Annotated in this window: 21 protein-coding genes; 6 read left to right on the forward strand and 15 right to left on the reverse strand. The window is 42.7% G+C overall.

What is annotated here, in order from left to right:
• Nucleotides 1-436 precede the first annotated feature (436 nt).
• On the reverse strand, nucleotides 437-751 hold the full coding sequence (gene trxA / locus ASG85_RS19580; protein ID WP_057307540.1) for a thioredoxin: 315 nt from the start codon (nucleotides 749-751) through the stop codon (nucleotides 437-439).
• 142 nt (nucleotides 752-893) lie between these two features.
• Nucleotides 894-1277, reverse strand: coding sequence for a MerR family transcriptional regulator (locus ASG85_RS19585; RefSeq protein ID WP_057307541.1), 384 nt, complete (start codon nucleotides 1275-1277; stop codon nucleotides 894-896).
• 209 nt (nucleotides 1278-1486) lie between these two features.
• On the opposite strand from ASG85_RS19585, the gene ASG85_RS37050 reads away from it, so the two are divergent.
• Nucleotides 1487-1630, forward strand: a complete 144-nt coding sequence (locus tag ASG85_RS37050) for a YqzM family protein (RefSeq protein WP_082562634.1) — start codon at nucleotides 1487-1489, stop codon at nucleotides 1628-1630.
• A 137-nt stretch (nucleotides 1631-1767) separates the two neighbouring features.
• On the opposite strand, the gene dnaI is transcribed toward ASG85_RS37050, so the two are convergent.
• From dnaI to ASG85_RS19600, 3 genes are all read right to left on the reverse strand, one after another.
• Nucleotides 1768-2718 carry a primosomal protein DnaI gene (gene dnaI / locus ASG85_RS19590; protein ID WP_057307542.1) on the reverse strand — a complete coding sequence of 317 codons (951 nt, stop codon included), beginning with the start codon at nucleotides 2716-2718 and terminating at the stop codon, nucleotides 1768-1770.
• Nucleotides 2719-2836: 118 nt separating this feature from the next.
• Entirely contained in the window at nucleotides 2837-4357 is a 1521-nt protein-coding gene (locus ASG85_RS19595) for a hypothetical protein (RefSeq protein WP_057307543.1), read from the reverse strand.
• A gap of 171 nt (nucleotides 4358-4528) precedes the next feature.
• Nucleotides 4529-4885, reverse strand: a complete 357-nt coding sequence (locus tag ASG85_RS19600) for a winged helix-turn-helix transcriptional regulator (RefSeq protein ID WP_057307544.1) — start codon at nucleotides 4883-4885, stop codon at nucleotides 4529-4531.
• A 126-nt stretch (nucleotides 4886-5011) separates the two neighbouring features.
• Here ASG85_RS19600 and ASG85_RS19605 point away from each other — a divergent pair, with 126 nt between their 5' ends.
• A complete protein-coding gene (locus ASG85_RS19605; protein WP_235549490.1) occupies nucleotides 5012-6046 on the forward strand; it encodes a zinc-binding alcohol dehydrogenase family protein in 1035 nt (344 codons plus the stop codon).
• 61 nt (nucleotides 6047-6107) lie between these two features.
• On the opposite strand, the gene ASG85_RS19610 is transcribed toward ASG85_RS19605, so the two are convergent.
• The gene (locus ASG85_RS19610) at nucleotides 6108-6968 is read right to left on the reverse strand and encodes an alpha/beta fold hydrolase (protein ID WP_235549504.1); all 861 of its coding nucleotides are present in this window, start codon (nucleotides 6966-6968) and stop codon (nucleotides 6108-6110) included.
• 90 nt (nucleotides 6969-7058) lie between these two features.
• Complete coding sequence (locus ASG85_RS19615; protein ID WP_057307545.1) at nucleotides 7059-7343, reverse strand: YuiB family protein; 285 nt, start codon at nucleotides 7341-7343, stop codon at nucleotides 7059-7061.
• A 191-nt stretch (nucleotides 7344-7534) separates the two neighbouring features.
• Between ASG85_RS19615 and hemQ the strand changes: the two genes are divergently transcribed.
• Nucleotides 7535-8281: a hydrogen peroxide-dependent heme synthase gene (hemQ, locus tag ASG85_RS19620; RefSeq protein ID WP_057307546.1), complete on the forward strand. Its 747-nt coding sequence runs from the start codon at nucleotides 7535-7537 to the stop codon at nucleotides 8279-8281.
• Nucleotides 8282-8602: 321 nt separating this feature from the next.
• Here hemQ and ASG85_RS19625 read toward each other — a convergent pair whose 3' ends face one another.
• Nucleotides 8603-8884 (reverse strand): hypothetical protein, encoded by a 282-nt coding sequence (locus ASG85_RS19625; protein ID WP_057307547.1) that lies wholly within the window; start codon nucleotides 8882-8884, stop codon nucleotides 8603-8605.
• Nucleotides 8885-8916: 32 nt separating this feature from the next.
• Nucleotides 8917-10107 carry an NAD(P)/FAD-dependent oxidoreductase gene (locus tag ASG85_RS19630; RefSeq protein ID WP_047681609.1) on the reverse strand — a complete coding sequence of 397 codons (1191 nt, stop codon included), beginning with the start codon at nucleotides 10105-10107 and terminating at the stop codon, nucleotides 8917-8919.
• Nucleotides 10108-10518: 411 nt separating this feature from the next.
• Here ASG85_RS19630 and ASG85_RS19635 point away from each other — a divergent pair, with 411 nt between their 5' ends.
• Nucleotides 10519-11520 carry an NAD(P)/FAD-dependent oxidoreductase gene (locus ASG85_RS19635; RefSeq protein WP_057307548.1) on the forward strand — a complete coding sequence of 334 codons (1002 nt, stop codon included), beginning with the start codon at nucleotides 10519-10521 and terminating at the stop codon, nucleotides 11518-11520.
• 311 nt (nucleotides 11521-11831) lie between these two features.
• On the opposite strand, the gene sda is transcribed toward ASG85_RS19635, so the two are convergent.
• Nucleotides 11832-11996 carry a sporulation histidine kinase inhibitor Sda gene (gene sda, locus ASG85_RS37055; protein ID WP_373460170.1) on the reverse strand — a complete coding sequence of 55 codons (165 nt, stop codon included), beginning with the start codon at nucleotides 11994-11996 and terminating at the stop codon, nucleotides 11832-11834.
• A 330-nt stretch (nucleotides 11997-12326) separates the two neighbouring features.
• On the opposite strand from sda, the gene ASG85_RS19640 reads away from it, so the two are divergent.
• The gene (locus tag ASG85_RS19640) at nucleotides 12327-12488 is read left to right on the forward strand and encodes a hypothetical protein (RefSeq protein ID WP_057307549.1); all 162 of its coding nucleotides are present in this window, start codon (nucleotides 12327-12329) and stop codon (nucleotides 12486-12488) included.
• 48 nt (nucleotides 12489-12536) lie between these two features.
• Here ASG85_RS19640 and ASG85_RS19645 read toward each other — a convergent pair whose 3' ends face one another.
• The 5 genes from ASG85_RS19645 to ASG85_RS39255 all read right to left on the reverse strand — a co-directional run bounded on the left by ASG85_RS19645 (nucleotide 12537) and on the right by ASG85_RS39255 (nucleotide 14904).
• The gene (locus ASG85_RS19645; RefSeq protein ID WP_060647544.1) at nucleotides 12537-13217 is read right to left on the reverse strand and encodes a glycoside hydrolase family 73 protein; all 681 of its coding nucleotides are present in this window, start codon (nucleotides 13215-13217) and stop codon (nucleotides 12537-12539) included.
• A gap of 149 nt (nucleotides 13218-13366) precedes the next feature.
• A complete protein-coding gene (locus ASG85_RS19650) occupies nucleotides 13367-13645 on the reverse strand; it encodes a hypothetical protein (RefSeq protein WP_057307551.1) in 279 nt (92 codons plus the stop codon).
• Nucleotides 13646-13725: 80 nt separating this feature from the next.
• The gene (locus ASG85_RS19655) at nucleotides 13726-14073 is read right to left on the reverse strand and encodes a VOC family protein (protein WP_057307552.1); all 348 of its coding nucleotides are present in this window, start codon (nucleotides 14071-14073) and stop codon (nucleotides 13726-13728) included.
• Between the two features lie 135 nt (nucleotides 14074-14208).
• Nucleotides 14209-14580 (reverse strand): iron-sulfur cluster insertion protein ErpA, encoded by a 372-nt coding sequence (gene erpA / locus ASG85_RS19660; RefSeq protein ID WP_029194777.1) that lies wholly within the window; start codon nucleotides 14578-14580, stop codon nucleotides 14209-14211.
• A gap of 132 nt (nucleotides 14581-14712) precedes the next feature.
• Nucleotides 14713-14904, reverse strand: coding sequence for an aspartyl-phosphate phosphatase Spo0E family protein (locus tag ASG85_RS39255; RefSeq protein WP_235549491.1), 192 nt, complete (start codon nucleotides 14902-14904; stop codon nucleotides 14713-14715).
• Between the two features lie 413 nt (nucleotides 14905-15317).
• Here ASG85_RS39255 and mqnE point away from each other — a divergent pair, with 413 nt between their 5' ends.
• Entirely contained in the window at nucleotides 15318-16421 is a 1104-nt protein-coding gene (gene mqnE, locus ASG85_RS19665) for an aminofutalosine synthase MqnE (protein WP_057307553.1), read from the forward strand.
• Nucleotides 16422-16453: the final 32 nt, after the last annotated feature.

Here is a 16453-nt window from a genome sequence, read left to right on the forward strand (position 1 = left end):
CCAAGTTCCCAAGCTCCTAAGTTCCAAGTTCCCAAGCTCTTAAGCTACAAGTTCCCAAGCTCTTAAGCTACAAGTCCCCAAGTTCCCAAGTTCCCAAGCTCCTAACTCTTCCTAAGTTCCTAGGTCCCCAATGTTGTACTACGTACAACATTTACACCTTAAAACAAGCCATTCCGCTGCTAATCTTGCATTTCATACAACATTTTCAGCTAAATATGAGAGTTACAGAGGAATTGAGCCATTTTTGTTGTACAAAATACAACATTCGTCCATAAATGCCCATACACTCGAACAATTGTTGTATTTCGTACAACATAATCGTCTAAGCAGCCGCCAATTATAAACGCTCCCCTACAGAAAACAAAAAAAAGCTCCTTTTCAGCATAGCAGAAAAAGAGCTTTTTCTCACGAACAATTGTTTCTAGTTTGTAACAAATTATTGATGACGAGAAACCACATTTTTCAGTGCTTCTTTGGATTGGAAACCAACCACTTTATCAACAGGCTGTCCGTCTTTGAAAACGATCAATGTTGGGATACTCATAACACCAAAGCGCGCAGCAGACTCTGGATTGTCATCCACGTTTACTTTTGCGATTTTCAAGGACTCAATTTCTTTATCAAGCTCTTCCAAAACGGGAGCGATCATTTTACAAGGTCCGCACCAAGGTGCCCAGAAGTCTACAAGTACTGTACCTTCTCCTTCAACTTCGGCTTTAAAGCTGTTATCAGAAACATTCACGATTGACATGATAGTTCCTCCTTCTAAGAATGGATTTGATTTATAACATCAAGTAGTACCTAGCTACCGATGAACGTCAACATGTAAAGTATACCACACCAGTGGGTCATTTCAACCAAGCCATAAGTTAGCAAAAAGGTTGAAGTTGGATCTACTTAGCTGGTAAACCTACAGGCAGCCCCTGAAGTCTTTGCTGCTCAATATAAGCAATACGATCCTTCAAATTAGCTTGCAGCAGCTGCAGCATTTGCATCTGTTGTTCGATTTCTTCGAGCTTCTCTGTGTAGAGTGGCAGCAAATCATCGCACATCGACTCCTGATTTTTCATGACACAGTTGAGAAAGCTTTCAATCTGTTCGGTCGTAAAGCCTAAGCTCAAATAAAACTGAATGGTCTTCACGCGCTCAACAGCCATCTGGTTGAACACCCGATATCCGTTTTCTTCACGCTGCGTCGCGATTAGCCCCTTCGCCTCATAATACCGCAAAGAACGAATACTGGCTCCGGTAAGCTTGGATAACTCACTAATCCGCATGGCCTTCACCTTTTTCCTTTTCCTTGATCAAGTAAGGATGATTTCATTGTAAACCATGACACTAATGTTAGAGTCAAGTCTTATTTAATACTTTCCGCTACTATCTGTTATTGTTTGCACAATTGTCACTTTGATTAGCTTTACAACTTTCGACGAATTTGGGTATACTAAACTTAAACATACGAATGTCGGACGTAGGGGGTAACCACATGAGCGATCCTAAACACCCTGAGCTTCACGTGTACGAAGAACCGCGTAATGATTTCATGGATGTAGGCATTGGCTTTGGCGCTTTCTTTGGCTTTTTGTTTCTAATTGCAGCCATTGCAACCGTGATTCAAGTTATGAAATAGGAATGTCCAAGCCTGCAAGAGAACCGCTTTGCACTCCGTGTGAAGCGGTTTTTCATGCAGTTTTCATTTGAAAAAACTTATACTTTCTTATTTGATCAAAAAAGCTGCACAGATGAACTCATCTGTACAGCTTTTTATTATTTCCCACGCTTGTTCGTACCTGTTACCACAACCACATCGACAAAAGGACGAATACGGTCCATAATCCGCTGTCCCTTGTACTCCTCGTCACCATCTTTATTCGTGAAGCTGAAATGCTTCTCCAAATCAGAGAGCGCATAATTGGATGTGAAAAAGGTCGGTTTACGATTCATACGATGATTCACGATAGCGCCAATGACATGATCTCGCAGCCACGGATTCAAATTCTCCGCGCCAATATCATCGAAAACTAATAGATCCGTTTCCTTCAGAAGATCAATCGTTTCCTTCAGCTTGTAGGGCTCCTGGAACATCCCCTTCAAGTCCTCAGCAAAATCCGGCATATAGACGATTGCGCCTGTCATACCGACTTTGGCCAGCTGATGCAGCATATAACCCATCAGGAACGTCTTCCCCGTCCCAAACGATCCGGATAAGTAGAGTCCTCTAGTCTGAAGCCCCTCTTCCATCGTCAAGCTGACATAGTCGTTAATTTGCATAACGGCTTTCGCTCGATCCAGATCCGTTTCAAGGATATCTCCAAAAGAGTAGCTGCGCGAAATCATCCGCGGATCCACGTGAAAGGTGCGGATTCGGCTGCTTATGGCATCCTGCAGCTGCTTCGCGTTGAACTTCTTGCAAGCTACCTTTTCCTCATGAACAAACGGCTTTTCATTGACGGAGTCGGCTGTTAACATCGTATAATGCCCCGTCATATCATTCGGACAATTTTCTAAACCTGGACAGTTCGAACAGTTTTTGAACTCTGTCACATATTGATACAGCTTGTTCATATTAATCTTTATGGTATAGTCATCAACAAATGGGTACTTTTGGCGAAATTTGTGAACTAAGACGTCGTCCATGACAACTTTAATTTTCGCTTCTGCCTTCCGTCTCCATTCAGACTGCGGCATTGATTTGAGTAAGTGAGACAGGGAATCCATGCTTCCTGCACCTCCTTATGATTCTCTTGTACGTTGTTTAAAACAGCATTCTCCGTTACTTTTCTTTACGCTTGGGTTAGTTTTCTTTACATCAAAGGCAGTGTGAGACCTATAACCATCAGCTCTTCCGATTAAAGCGCTCGTCCAGCTTCTGCGCCATCCTTCTCGCGGCTTCCAGCTCTTCATCCGTCAGCCTTGAAGCCGCTGCTGTGCCGGCATCTGGAACAACGATCGGAATGTGAGGCTTCTGCGTCTTGCCTTGTCGGCCTCTAGTTACAGAACCACCGCTAGCTTTAGCGGCCTCCACCTTGGATGCTGCCTTTTGTTTGTAGCTGATTTTCTCACGCACATATTCCACCGCTTGTTCGTAAGTGATAATTTGCTTGCCCAGCATATCCGATGCGACTGCTTCAATCGAGGACTTGGCCCACGAGCGGCGGTCGATATGTAGGAAGTGGATCAAGACATTAATGACTTCCTCTTTCAATCTATAATTCAAATCAATCTTCTCAAATATATTAAGTACACCGTCCGGAATGGAGCCCTGAGTGAAGAACATTTTCAGAACTGCCGTGTACGGCTCATTTCGCATAATGTAATTGTATTGATGATCTGTACATTCCCCGCGCAGCTGCTGCGGCACTTCTAGGTAATAAGCCATTTCAACTGACTTGTCTCCAGATGTGTCTAGCGCATCGTCATTCGCTTCACCTTGTGACTTCTCTTCCGATCTAGACAACGTGCGCTCTCGTTCCTCATCCCGCTTCTTGCTCTGTCTGTAGAACAGATTCGCATTATACTGCATAAGATCCATTTGCAGCTCACCCTCTTCGGTGAATGCGCCATCCTCATCCAGCAAACGGCATGTTTCCTGTAGCGATAGGTTGTACTTCTTCGCCACAATATTAATTGCAGCCATCTGATCCGGTTTATGTTTGAGAGCCTCAACGAAAACACGATTGCTCGCTCCTCGCGGAAACCTCATGATAATATCCGCATACTGGAAGCCTTTGGTTGTCACGTCCATACGAGCGTCTCCCTGTTTACTGGCAGAGGCCTCATACAGGGCTTGCTCCAGCTCATAATCAACCACCTGGGTATTGAGACGGAATAGATCATAGAACGGAACAGACAGGTTCTCTTCACTCGCGTCACGACATTCTTCCGGCTCTGACGAGAGCAGCTCTTCCCGAAGGGACAGGAGCATGAACTTGCCGACCTTATCGCGGAGCAGCAGCGTCAAATGCTGATTCCGGAAAAACTCATTGGGGCCAAGTGGAGGGAACAAGGTGTATACGAAGACATAGTCTTCTTCGCCCGGCAGAAACTTGCGAGTGGTCTGCAGGAGCCCTATGGCTTCAAGCTTCGAAGATTGCTCAATGAGATATTTGCGCCCTCGCTCCCCCTGCTCAAGCTCGAGCAGCAGAAACAGCTTTCGCTGCTGTTCCAGCGGCGAATATCCGACTTTTTCTGCACTCATCTGCAGATAGAGTGCTTGATAGAGGCTAATAGCCAATCCGCCAATCATAGGCTGATACATAATAGCTAACATTTTATAATCCAGACTGCTCAAAGAAAACTCACGGTTCACACAAAACCTGTGGTTCTCGGTGAAATGCAGCATATTCGTCATTCTCATTCCGTTACAGCACCATCCTGCCTCAACCGATTGAAGCTACGAAAGCTTCTCGGTTTCTCTCTATTAGTCTACCACAAAAATCGACACGCTTGGTATCTACGAGAGAAAGATAATATTACCTAATATGAAAAAACCAACCTTTCGGACGGCAAAATTCCGACAACTTTGCCGTTAGAGGCGACATTCCGACTTGTTTTTGTAAGCATTGCCCCATTCTTTCATAAGTAAAATAATAGGGACCAATGTTTGCCCGAAGTCAGTCAACGAATATTCGACCTTTGGAGGCACTTGATGATACACCTCGCGGTGGACTATGCCGTCCTCTTCCAGCTCCCTTAGTTGTAGGGTCAGCATTCTCTGAGTAATGGACGGACAGATTCTTTTGAATTCATTAAATCTTTTGGTCCCTCCAATGAGGTGATATAAAAGGACACCTTTCCATTTGCCCCCAATAACATCCAATGTATATTCAACTGGACAGCCCTCATCATTATGAAGGTTGCCGTACCCGCTTTTACGATCCCGCATTCACATTCAACTCCTTATAGTATACAAATTGATACTACATAACACGATTGTGCGTACTTACTATTTTAAAACGGAACGATTAAACTAACAACATAAAAACAATTATTTAAATGAGGAGATGGGAAAATGATTGCAAGAGAGACTATGAAAGCAGTAGGTCTATATAAGTATTTAAAAGTGGAGCATTCGGAAAGCTTGATTGATGTGGAAATTGAAAAGCCGGTTCCTACAGGTAAAGATCTACTTGTTAAAGTTAAGGCTATTTCTGTAAACCCAGTCGATACCAAAGTAAGGGCTCCAAAAGATAAGACGGAGGCATCACCAAGAATCTTAGGGTGGGACGTCGCGGGAATAGTGGAACAAACAGGACCGGAATGCACATTATTTCAACCAGGCGATGAGGTTTATTATGCAGGCAGCATTACACGCCCGGGTGGAAATAGCGAGTTTCATCTCGTCGATGAACGTATCGTCGGAACGAAACCTTCAACGCTTGATTTCGCTCAATCCGCAGCGCTGCCTTTAACAGCCATCACAGCTTGGGAGGCACTTTATGACCGATTGGGTGTGTCCCACAATAAAGACATGAACGCAGGTAAGGTTATTTTGATTATAGGTGCTGCTGGAGGTGTAGGATCCATTGCAACACAACTGGCGAAGTATGCCGGCCTGACGGTGATCGGTACGGCTTCCCGCCCCGCATCAATCAATTGGGTGAAAACAATGGGCGCAGATCATATCATCAACCACTACCATTCTTTCATTCCTCAATTGCAAGCTATCGGATTACAGAATGCCGACTATATTTTTTGTTTAAATAGTACAGAGCAGCACTGGCAGAACATGGCCGAATCGATTGCGCCGCAAGGCAAAATTTGCTCCATCGTTGAGACAGACCAACCACTGAATTTGACTTTGCTTAAAAATAAAAGTGTAACGTTTGTATGGGAATTAATGTTCACTCGCTCCATGTTCCAAACAGCCGATATGATTGAACAGCATAAGCTGCTGAATGAGGTTGCTAGACTAATCGATAATGGTACCATCCGTACCACTTTGGCCGAAAGGTTGGAGCCAATCGATGCTACGAATTTGCGGAAAGCCCATGCTATGATTGAAGCAGGCAACACAGTTGGAAAAGTGGTTTTGGAACATTTTTAACATGTGATAAAAATAGAGCCTGTTGAGTTTCCTCAACAGACTCTTCCTTCTATCAGCTGGTTTAATGAAGCGGCAGCTGACTTACCTGAACATCCTGGCCATACATGACCGGATTCAACTTCTTTGCAATCGCTAAGTCCAATAGTAGACGCTGTGTCTGATTATCTTCCAGGCTTTCCACCCAAAGCCGGATTAAGTCATTCATCTTTGAAGGGTTTTTAATCGGAATTTGATGCTTAGCATCCTTTATGAAATAGAGGGAGCTATGCGGCAGCTCTTCATGGAGTATGTTCGCATACCGATGAAATGTGCGGTCCTTTTGACCATAAATCAATAGGATCGGATGCTGGATCCCCCGAAGACGGCGCGTACAGGTGTAGGTAAGGGCCTGTTCATAATACGGCTTCACATTTTTTGCATCATCGCTAACGGAGCTTTGGTACAGTTCCTGATAAGTAGCAGCATTATCCGCATTCCCGAAGGTGATCGCTTTTTTCAACAAATTCATAAAGAGACCAGAACCGGCCATCTGCGCGGCGAGCCATACCCTGCTTTTGTTATAAGGATCTGTTAACTCGGACATCCCGCTGACCACTATTCCCCCTAAGAAACGTTTCGGATATGTAAGCAGGGCTTCCAGCAGCACCGAGCTGCCTGTGGAATAACCACATAGGAACGCTTTTTCAATACCCAGGTAATCTAGCATCTGCCTTATATCTTCAACGATGAGCGCATAGCTAAATGCACGTTCTGACGACTTGCTCGCGCCGTGCCCTCTGATATCAAAAGTAATGACTTGATAATGGTCCGAAAGCTGCTCTCTTTGATAAGCAAAAGTCTGTAAGGTTAATAAAGGTGGATGAATAAAGACGATTGGGGTACCAGTCCCCGTAATCTCAACATTCAATTGGGTTCCGTTCACATGAGCCAAGGGCAAAATAGTCTCCTCCGAAAGGTCAATTTAGGCAACTCAACCTTAGAATGACCAGTTCTGCCTTTTTCTATGAGAACCTTAAAACATTTTGAAGCCTCTAATCCGCAGGGCTTTAATGGCCGATCCACTTAAAATAGCGCCAATTAAACCACCGATAGCTGGAATAATATCAACAATGGTGAAGCTATCTCCGCTGGAAAGAAAAGACGCCTCTCCAATTGAACCATAAATAACAACACCGATAACCAAAGCAATAAAAGCATAAAGCGGAAACCATGTTGTTTTCATTAGCATATTTAATATAAACCCGATCCCAAAAAATAACACTATCATTAAGACAGTGGCAATGACCATTTGTAACAATGTACGTTCCCCCTTAACAATGTAAGAAGCCTGTTCATCTATCTGACTTCCTTATAATTGTAATCCACGAAATGTCACAGGTAAAGTGTACACAAATTGAACATTTCCTTCTTCACCCTTTGTTCATTTGCCCTTTCCCCATGAATTGGATACAATGTAGGGGATATTAGCCCTTGAATGGAGGAAAACCAATGAGTGAAGCCGTACAAACGCTGGAAGGCTGGTATGCGCTCCATGATTTCCGTCTGATCGACTGGAACGCATGGCATGCTGCAACCCCGCAGGAGCGTAAGCACGCAACGGACGAGCTGAATACATTTCTGTCCCAGTGGCAGCAATTCGAGAATGATAAACTAGGCAGTACTGCCGTTTATAGCATCGTTGGTCAGAAAGCCGACTTTGTATTCATGCAAATGCGCGAAACGCTTGAAGAACTGAATGAATTGGAAAATACGTTTAATAAATCAAGCTTCGCCGCTTTTACAATCCCGGTCTATTCCTACGTATCCATTGTAGAATTAAGCAGTTATCTGGCAAAGCCAGGCGTGGATCCTTCGGAAGATCCGGATATTCAAGCCCGCTTGAAGCCTATCCTGCCTAAATCGAAGCACATCTGCTTCTATCCGATGAATAAGCGTCGCGATGGCAATGACAACTGGTACATGCTCCCTGCCGAAGATCGCAAAACGATGATGCGCAGCCATGGCATGATTGGACGCACATATGCGGGTAAAGTTAAACAAATCATTACTGGTTCCGTAGGACTGGATGATTGGGAGTGGGGCGTAACCCTGTTCTCCGACGATCCTCTCCATTTCAAAAAGCTTGTTTATGAAATGCGTTTCGACGAAGTGAGCGCACGTTTCGGTGAATTCGGCGACTTCTACGTCGGCAACCTGCTGACACCTGATAAATTTGCTAAATTAATTCAAATTTAAGATAATCATACAAACCCCACTGGCGCTAGAATAGAAGCCTCTAACAGCTTCTATTTGTACAAAATGCTGCCTTTTCGGTAAAATAAGAGTCCCTAGGGACTCTTATTTCTGTAAATTTGGGCTTAGACCCCCATGGATTAGCAGAATAGAAGTCTTTAGCAGCTTCTATTTTTGCAAAATGCGATACTTTCAGTAAAATATGAGTCCCCAAAGACTCTTATTTCTGTAAATTGGGCTAAAACGCCCACTGGCTAGCCACTAATGGCATTAGCAAAATGAAATAAAGAAGCTTCGCTCATAAGAGCAAAGCTTCTTCGTCTTTTATTCCTCATCCTCGTCGTCACGCAGGGCAGCCTCTAATTCAGCTTCCATCTGCGCTTTACGAGCCAGATACACTTCCGTATCACGGTCACGCTGACGACCTTTTTCCTTCAAGCGTTCAATCGCAGGAAGAATGAGAATATCAATTTCCTTTTGCACAACAGCTACATGATCATAACGTTTCTCAGTCTCTAGAAAGTGACCGACCTCGATCAGGGCATTGTAACGATCCAGTTCATCCCGGGTAAGAAGTCCTCTTACTTGGACACTGCAGTGCCGCATGGCGATCCCCCCGTTAAATAATGATGACTAGACTAGAAACGTCCCTTACGTATAACAAGTGGAATACCGCCAATAATGTAGAGGTATCTCATATCAACCACTTTTTTCATCATGGCTGCAACGTTACCTTTGAGTTTACGGGATCCTACGATACCGATGGCTTGACCTTTACCTAAGGAAGCAACAGTACCTTTGTTGGAGTATTTGAAAGTTTTCATTTGCGAACCGCGAATGGAAGCAATCAGGTTGTGCGCAACAGCTTCACCTTGCTGCATAGCGATTTGAGCTGTTGGAGGGTATGGTCTGCCTTCATCGTTCATCACGATGGAACAGTCACCAACGACATAGATGTTATCGAACCCTGGCGCATGCAGGTGCTCATCGACTTTAATTCTGCCGCGCATCGTTTCGAAGCCAGCTTCATCAAGCATATGGTTACCGCGGATACCGCCTGTCCAAACAACTGTAGCAGCTTTGATAAACTCATCGCCAGCAATCAGAACACCCTCAGGCGTACATTCTTTAATCGCTGTACCGATTTTGAAAGTAATGCCTTTGTCAGTCAAAACTTTCATCGCATACTCAACAAGCTCAGGATCGAATCCTGGAAGTGCCGTTGGAGCTGCTTCAATATTATAGATCTTCACAAGGGAAGGATCGACGTCGAACTCTTTGCAAAGCTGTGGGATACGGTCAGCAAGCTCACCAATGAACTCGATTCCAGTAAATCCTGCTCCACCGATAACGAATGTCAGGTAATCTTTGCGGTCTGGCTCACGCTTGTACTTCGCGAATTGATACTCAATATGTTCACGAATGAAACGAACGCTGTTGATACTGCGAATGTTCAATGCGTTTTCTTTAAGCCCAGGAATACCGAAAGTTTCAGCTTCGCCACCAAGACCAATAACCAAGTAGTCATAGGAAAGCGTACCGTCTTCGAGAATAACCTTTTTCTCGTGCGGACGGATTTGTGTAACTGTGGATTTCACGAAATCAACTTTAAATTCATCAATCAATTTCAAAATGTTCACGCGTGCATTTTCAGGATTATCGGTTCCTGCAGCAGGCATGTGGAGATGGGTAGTAATGTAATGATAATCATGCTTGTTTACAAGCGTTACATCGGCTTCATTGTAGTTTAATTCTTTTTGCAAACGAATTGCGGATAGGATTCCGCCATAGCCTGCTCCTAAAATAACGATTCTTGGTATTCTACTCATTTCTCTCTCACTTCCATATCCGTATTTATAGTCCTATGGTTTCTCTATCTTGTGAAAAATTACACAAACAGCTTCAAAAGTAGTATACTGCCTCTAGTTTGCACCCAGCTGCAGCGAATTATGATGAAACAGGATGAAATTAGTCACAACATGCGTAAACCGATTCTCATGATATAATATAATTTTCATAAGTAAATATCAAGTGCTATTTTGGCTTAAAATAAGGCATAAGGGCCTTTCTAGCTTGCCCAACTATTGCAAACATAATTTATCGTATCTATAAGCGATTTATATAAAGAAATCTCATTTTTCTGTTTCCTTCAATAGAAGAGACGTTTATAATGAAATAATGATTATGGCAATACACATATATTTACCACATCAAAAGTACTGAATCGGAGGAGTCTAAGAATGAACGAGAGAGAAACAAATCAAGATATCGTTGATATCATAGTAATTGGTGGAGGCCCTGCTGGAATGTTCGCATCTTTCTATGCGGGTATGCGCCAAGCGTCAGTAAAAATTATCGAAAGTATGCCGCAGCTTGGTGGTCAGCTTGCAGCTTTATATCCTGAGAAATACATTTATGATGTAGCTGGATTCCCGAAAGTAACCGCACAAGAATTAGTGGACAACTTGTTAGCTCAAATGAAACACTTTCAGATCAACACTTGCCTGGAAGAGAAAGTACACCAAGTCATCAAAAAAGAAGAGCGTCTCTTCGAAATAACAACTGACAAAGGCACACATTTCAGCCGCGCCGTTATTATTTCAGGCGGGGTTGGCGCATTCGAACCGCGCCGTCTTGAGTTACCCGAAGCCGCGCAATTCGAGAAGAAAAACCTGCATTACTTCGTTAGCGATTTGAATGCTTTCGCTGGCCAAAAAGTGTTAATCAGCGGTGGCGGCGATTCAGCAGTTGACTGGGCCTTAATGCTTGAGCCTATCGCGGATAAAGTCACACTTATCCACCGTAGAGATAAATTCCGTGCACATGAGCACAGTGTAGAAAACCTGATGAACTCCAAAGTAAACGTTGTAACTCCAACGGAAATCACCAAACTTCACGGTAATGACCGCATCGAGCAAGTAACGCTTAAAGATATCAAATCGGGCGAAGAAACTGTACATGATGTCGATGCTGTTATCATTAACTTCGGCTTCGTTTCTTCCCTTGGACCGATCTCCGAATGGGGCCTTGAGATTGAAAACGGCTCAATCGTTGTTGACTCCAGAATGGAAACAAACATTCCAGGCATCTTCGCTGCCGGGGATATCACAACTTATCCGGGAAAATTGAAACTGATTGCTGTTGGCTTTGGTGAAGCACCTACTGCGATTAATAACGCTAAAGTCTATATCGACCCTAATGCAAAACTTTCACCAGGACACAGCAGTAACTTAAAATTTTAATCTTCTTAAATAAAATGGGGTATTCTAAACCTAATCTACGGATTAGGAGGAATACCCCTTTGTCATATATATGTCCGGTTTGCAACGGCCTACAGGAGCTAAATACCGTGTGTCCTGTTTGTTCACAACAGATGAATGATTGCGGGAAATGGAGTGACTATCTAGGTCCCTACTCTCCTTACAGAGAGATTGATGATATCTCCATGTCAGATGGGACACTAGGCTCACAGAATAATCAATGCCTTCATCTGGTAAACTGCGCTGACTGCCACCAGAATTTTACCATTGAAATAACTACATGAAGAAACGCTCTAGTTTAGTGGGGTTTCATCTTTGATGTAAACGTGAAGTTTTAAATTACGTCTCTGTATTTCTGCGAGCAACAGGTCAACAAAATCTGATTCCAATCTCAAATCCAATGCTTTGTAATAAGAGTCGATCAATGTTTCGTCACTAATTTGTCTCACTGAAATCACCTTTATTCTATAATTTGTAATTATATTATCATGGGGGCAAAATTAGAACAAGCGTTCCGTTATCCACAGATACCTGTGCATATCCTGTGGGTAGATTGTTAATATGTCCCATAAACACGCTGTATTTATAGGGGATACTGTGCATAAAGTTATGCACACGCTAAACTCTCAGTCAGCCGATAAAAAAAATTGATCGAAACATCGGAATTATTTTACTCTCAGTTAACAAATCCTTAAGCTTGTTCACACAATTGAAAAGAAATTTTAATCGTGACTTAATATTCATAGCCTACAATGATAGTAGAAAGACAAAATAAAGGAGCGAATGACATGATCGTTTACGATATTGTACTAAATGGTGAAATTAAAGAAACGATTAAACCTCGTAAGAACCGTTTGAAAGAGATTTACACATTCATGCTAGAGCAAAGTAAGCTCATGAAAGCCAAGTATGGTGATAATGTTAAAATTAAAGGCCGCATGGTGTATTAGGGATAAAGAACCCGTTATACACTAGCGGCCTTTTTTTCTTCCATGCCATTAGATGATCCCTTTCCGATGCAGAACCGTTAATAATCGATAGAAATCATAGCTCCCTTTCTCCGGAGTATCGATTAATGAGGCTTGGATCGCAGCGTCTACAGCAGTTTTCGCCCATTGCGGTACGACCTCCATCGCTGCTTGCTCCTCTAGGGAACTAACTCTATTTTGTAAGGCTGCAATTTGTTCCTCCAGTTTCTCTAACATACGCACGACCTCCTCATCAAAGTGAATTAAACCATAAGATTGAATTATCGCATTCAGTTTACTTGCATAAGAGGGATCCGATGCATAACCACTGCTTTGCAAAGCTTTCACTTGCTCACCAGGACTTCTCGCCATCCTGACGCTAGCATAACGAGGGGATCCAAAAAGGTAATCCTGATCACGAAAACCTGCCTCAACCGTAGGGTATGCGCGAAAATCTCCTGGTACGTTATCATAGCGTATACTCCCAATAACTTCCCATGTCGTTGTTGAAACGCGATCTCCCTGCCAATATGGGGTCAGTATGCCATTACCAAACTTATAACCGACTAGATTGTTCCACGCGTTCATATTGCCCCCAGTCTCCTGAATGGCTTGCGCGATTCTCACTGAAGGATAGATCGGTGAGTTCTCTAGACGAAGCTTCACAGCAATAGGCGCAATGATCTCAATAAATTCCTGCCTAGTTGCCATAGACACACCTCCTTCTTATATCACTAGTAAAGTAAACCTTTCAATCTATTCTATTCTCTCAATGCTTAAAAGGGTTCCGCTAGTTTTTTGTTTTTTGCGAATAATGTAAAAAAGGCTCCCGCAAGTGCAACGATCCTGCACTCGGGGAGCTAAAATATCCAATGACCAAGCAACATCATAAGTAATCCAAATATAGCCGAATATCGCTTTATCGTTCGGTTCGTCTTCGGGTGAAACAAAAGCAGCCAAATAATAAATCCAATAGGAATTAAAATACCAACTTTTAAATTGAATGTACCTAGAATGTAATATCCAACTAATTTCAACCCTAAATATCCTTCGTCCTCATCTCTATTTCTGTAAAACAGTATTAATACGAAAATGACAACAATTGTAGAGATGATTGAAACATTAAAATTCCAATTCACTTATAGGATACAACTCCTCTCATCAACTGCAGGAATTCCTTTTTATGTATATTATATCATTTGAAATTACATGCATAAGACTAATCCTTGATCTCTATCCTGTTTCCTTCTGGATCAATGAATACGCCAATTTTCCCCCAATTAAATGAATGTACATCAACATTCACACCGCGACTTAATAGCTCCGAAATAGTATCTTCAAAATCATTTACGTTGAACCTTATCACTGTTGGATTTTGCGCTCTAGTCTTTTGTGTTGTTGATGCAGTGCCATTATCCTCAATCATTAAATAACTGCCACCAAAATCAAGTACAGCTAAATTACTTTTTTGTTCACGAATAGGAAGACCAATTTTCTCCGTGTAAAAATTTAAGGCTCGTTCGTAATCTTCGCAAAATAAAATGACACCAGATTCGCGTAGTTGCATGATTTAATCCTCCACTTCCCTATTTATCCCTATTGTACCATTCGACACTCTTCTTTCTTTGTTCTTTAACATAAAAAAACCTCCAAGCTTCTGTGTATTAACATCGCACATAAGCTTGGAGGTCGTAATCACGTATTAAGCCTCGACTTTATCGTCGCACTTCTCAACTAAGCCCTCTTCATCCTTCACTTTGAAGGAAGAGCCGCATCCACACGATGCTACGGCATTCGGGTTATTGATGGAGAACCCGCCGCCCATGCCTGCGTCTGTGTAGTCAATTTCAACACCGTATAAATATTTGGAGCTATCTTCGTCCACAACGACCTTGAGGCCATGTATGGTGAATACTTTATCGTCATCCTTCTGCTCATCATCGAAGCCCATGCCGTAAGAGAAACCGCTACAGCCTCCAGCTTTGACTCCTAGACGCAAGAATAGGTTCGGTGACTCTTCAGAAGATAGAAGCTCTTTAATCTTATCTGACGCTGATTCACTAATGTTAATCATAACGGAAATCCCTCCCTAAAGTTCTCCTTATGGAAAACTGGCATTATACTAAGTTTTCGTAATGCTTACTATCAAGTATACTCCTATCTGACGCATTGCTCAAGGGCAGTTGCGCAGTCATTCATAGCCATTTCAGCCATAAACTTTACGGTTATGTCTTATCGCATAATATTGTAACAGCAATTGATCGAGCTCTCGACTGCACTGCTGCACTTCTGGATGAAGGAAGCCGTATGCCGTACCTAAGGAAACCATATGGCCTCTAAGCTGTTCTATTTCTATATTTAATCGTTCCTGTGGTTCGGTCACGAATACTGATATCACGATTTAATCACCTTTAGCCCTACGTAATCACATTGCAATAGTATACAGGAATTTGTTAATATTGGGAATAACATTTCCTCATATAGCAGGAAAAATAATGTCATATTTGTATATTGTCAATTTATCTCCATCTAATGATATTGCCCCTCCCAACACGGAGGTTTATAATGGATGTGATGGATTACACGTATAATAGAAGAAACAAGACGAAGAGACTTTGAACTACGCTCAAAGATCCCTAAGCAGAGAGACTTTAAACTCCGTTTAAAGATCCCTATATTAAGAGTGTGAATTCCTGACCGAACTGGATGAACAGGTACGCGAGCGTCTCACACCACATAACGCATTTAGTCCTTATCTAGCTGAATGCGTCGATTCAGTATGGACTTTATTTACTATTCAGAGGAGGAATAATGATGAGTGTTGTCACTACAGACCCGGTCAAACGGATGGCCGAAATTGCAGACAAAGTTGAGAATGGTCAACGTCTATCTATGGAAGATGGGCTATTTTTGTATGAATCGGACGATTTGCTAACCATCGGTCAATTAGCGAACAAAGTAAATACGCGAATGAACGGAAACAAGGTTTATTTTGTCCAAAATATGAGTTTGTACTTTACGAATGTGTGCGAGGAGCATTGTGCTTTTTGTCATTTCCGCCGCGACGAAGGTGAAGAAGGCTCATACACACTGACACCTAGTCAAATGTTAGATTATGTAGCTGAAAATTTTAATCCAGAAATTAAAGAATTTCATATTAGCCAAGGGCATAACCCGCATTTGCCTTTTGAATATTACGTGGATTGCATCCGCCAACTGAAGCAAGCTTACCCTGACGTTACGATTAAAGCTCATACAGCGGCTGAAATTGAATTCTTCTCGCGTATCAGTGGTCTTAGCTTCCGAGATGTCCTCAAGACGCTAATGGATGCAGGTTTGTCCACTCTTCCAGGAGGAGGAGCCGAAATTCTGACGGAGCGCTACCGAACGAAAATGAAAGTAGAAAAAGCATCCTCGGAGGAATGGATTGACGTACATCGTAACGCTCATTTGCTCGGTATGAAAACTCACGCAACGATGCTGTACGGCTCAATTGAAACGAAAGAGGAACGCATTCGTCATATGATGCTGCTGCGTGAGCTTCAAGATGAAACAGGCGGCTTCTTAGTATTCATTCCTAATTCCATTCAGCCAGCAAGCAAAAACGCAGGCCTCAAACATCGGGTAGCAGCTTGGGATGAACTGAAAACCATTGCGATTAGCCGTTTGATGCTGGATAATTTCCCGCATATTAAGGCTTATTTCATCAACATTGGTACGAAATTGACCCAGCTATCCTTCACTTTCGGTGCTTCGGACGCACATGGTACGATCGTGAAAGAGAAGATTTCCCATGCTGCCGGCGCATTATCACCAGAAGGTCTTACACGAGATGAGCTCGTTTATCTTATTAAAGGCGCAGGACGCATTCCTGTTGAACGTGACACCTTTTATAATGAAATCAGGGTATATTAGTCATACTAGAGAAGAGATATTGTTCAGAAGGG

The sequence above is a fragment of the Paenibacillus sp. Soil724D2 genome, assembly GCF_001427935.1.
GTDB lineage: Bacteria > Bacillota > Bacilli > Paenibacillales > NBRC-103111 > Paenibacillus_E.

Excerpts from the sequence above, each read along its gene's own strand:
- ASG85_RS19645 (WP_060647544.1), bottom strand. The coding sequence starts at position 13,217 with ATGGCAACTAGGCAGGAATTTATTGAGATCATTGCGCCTATTGCTGTG.
- erpA (WP_029194777.1), bottom strand. The coding sequence starts at position 14,580 with ATGATTAACATTAGTGAATCAGCGTCAGATAAGATTAAAGAGCTTCTA.
- dnaI (WP_057307542.1), bottom strand. The coding sequence starts at position 2,718 with ATGGATTCCCTGTCTCACTTACTCAAATCAATGCCGCAGTCTGAATGG.
- ASG85_RS19585 (WP_057307541.1), bottom strand. The coding sequence starts at position 1,277 with ATGCGGATTAGTGAGTTATCCAAGCTTACCGGAGCCAGTATTCGTTCT.
- mqnE (WP_057307553.1), top strand. The coding sequence starts at position 15,318 with ATGATGAGTGTTGTCACTACAGACCCGGTCAAACGGATGGCCGAAATT.
- ASG85_RS19655 (WP_057307552.1), bottom strand. The coding sequence starts at position 14,073 with ATGCAACTACGCGAATCTGGTGTCATTTTATTTTGCGAAGATTACGAA.
- ASG85_RS19605 (WP_235549490.1), top strand. The coding sequence starts at position 5,012 with ATGATTGCAAGAGAGACTATGAAAGCAGTAGGTCTATATAAGTATTTA.
- ASG85_RS19600 (WP_057307544.1), bottom strand. The coding sequence starts at position 4,885 with ATGCGGGATCGTAAAAGCGGGTACGGCAACCTTCATAATGATGAGGGC.
- ASG85_RS19640 (WP_057307549.1), top strand. The coding sequence starts at position 12,327 with ATGATCGTTTACGATATTGTACTAAATGGTGAAATTAAAGAAACGATT.
- ASG85_RS19635 (WP_057307548.1), top strand. The coding sequence starts at position 10,519 with ATGAACGAGAGAGAAACAAATCAAGATATCGTTGATATCATAGTAATT.
- ASG85_RS19630 (WP_047681609.1), bottom strand. The coding sequence starts at position 10,107 with ATGAGTAGAATACCAAGAATCGTTATTTTAGGAGCAGGCTATGGCGGA.
- ASG85_RS19595 (WP_057307543.1), bottom strand. The coding sequence starts at position 4,357 with ATGAGAATGACGAATATGCTGCATTTCACCGAGAACCACAGGTTTTGT.
- ASG85_RS37050 (WP_082562634.1), top strand. The coding sequence starts at position 1,487 with ATGAGCGATCCTAAACACCCTGAGCTTCACGTGTACGAAGAACCGCGT.
- hemQ (WP_057307546.1), top strand. The coding sequence starts at position 7,535 with ATGAGTGAAGCCGTACAAACGCTGGAAGGCTGGTATGCGCTCCATGAT.
- trxA (WP_057307540.1), bottom strand. The coding sequence starts at position 751 with ATGTCAATCGTGAATGTTTCTGATAACAGCTTTAAAGCCGAAGTTGAA.
- ASG85_RS19625 (WP_057307547.1), bottom strand. The coding sequence starts at position 8,884 with ATGCGGCACTGCAGTGTCCAAGTAAGAGGACTTCTTACCCGGGATGAA.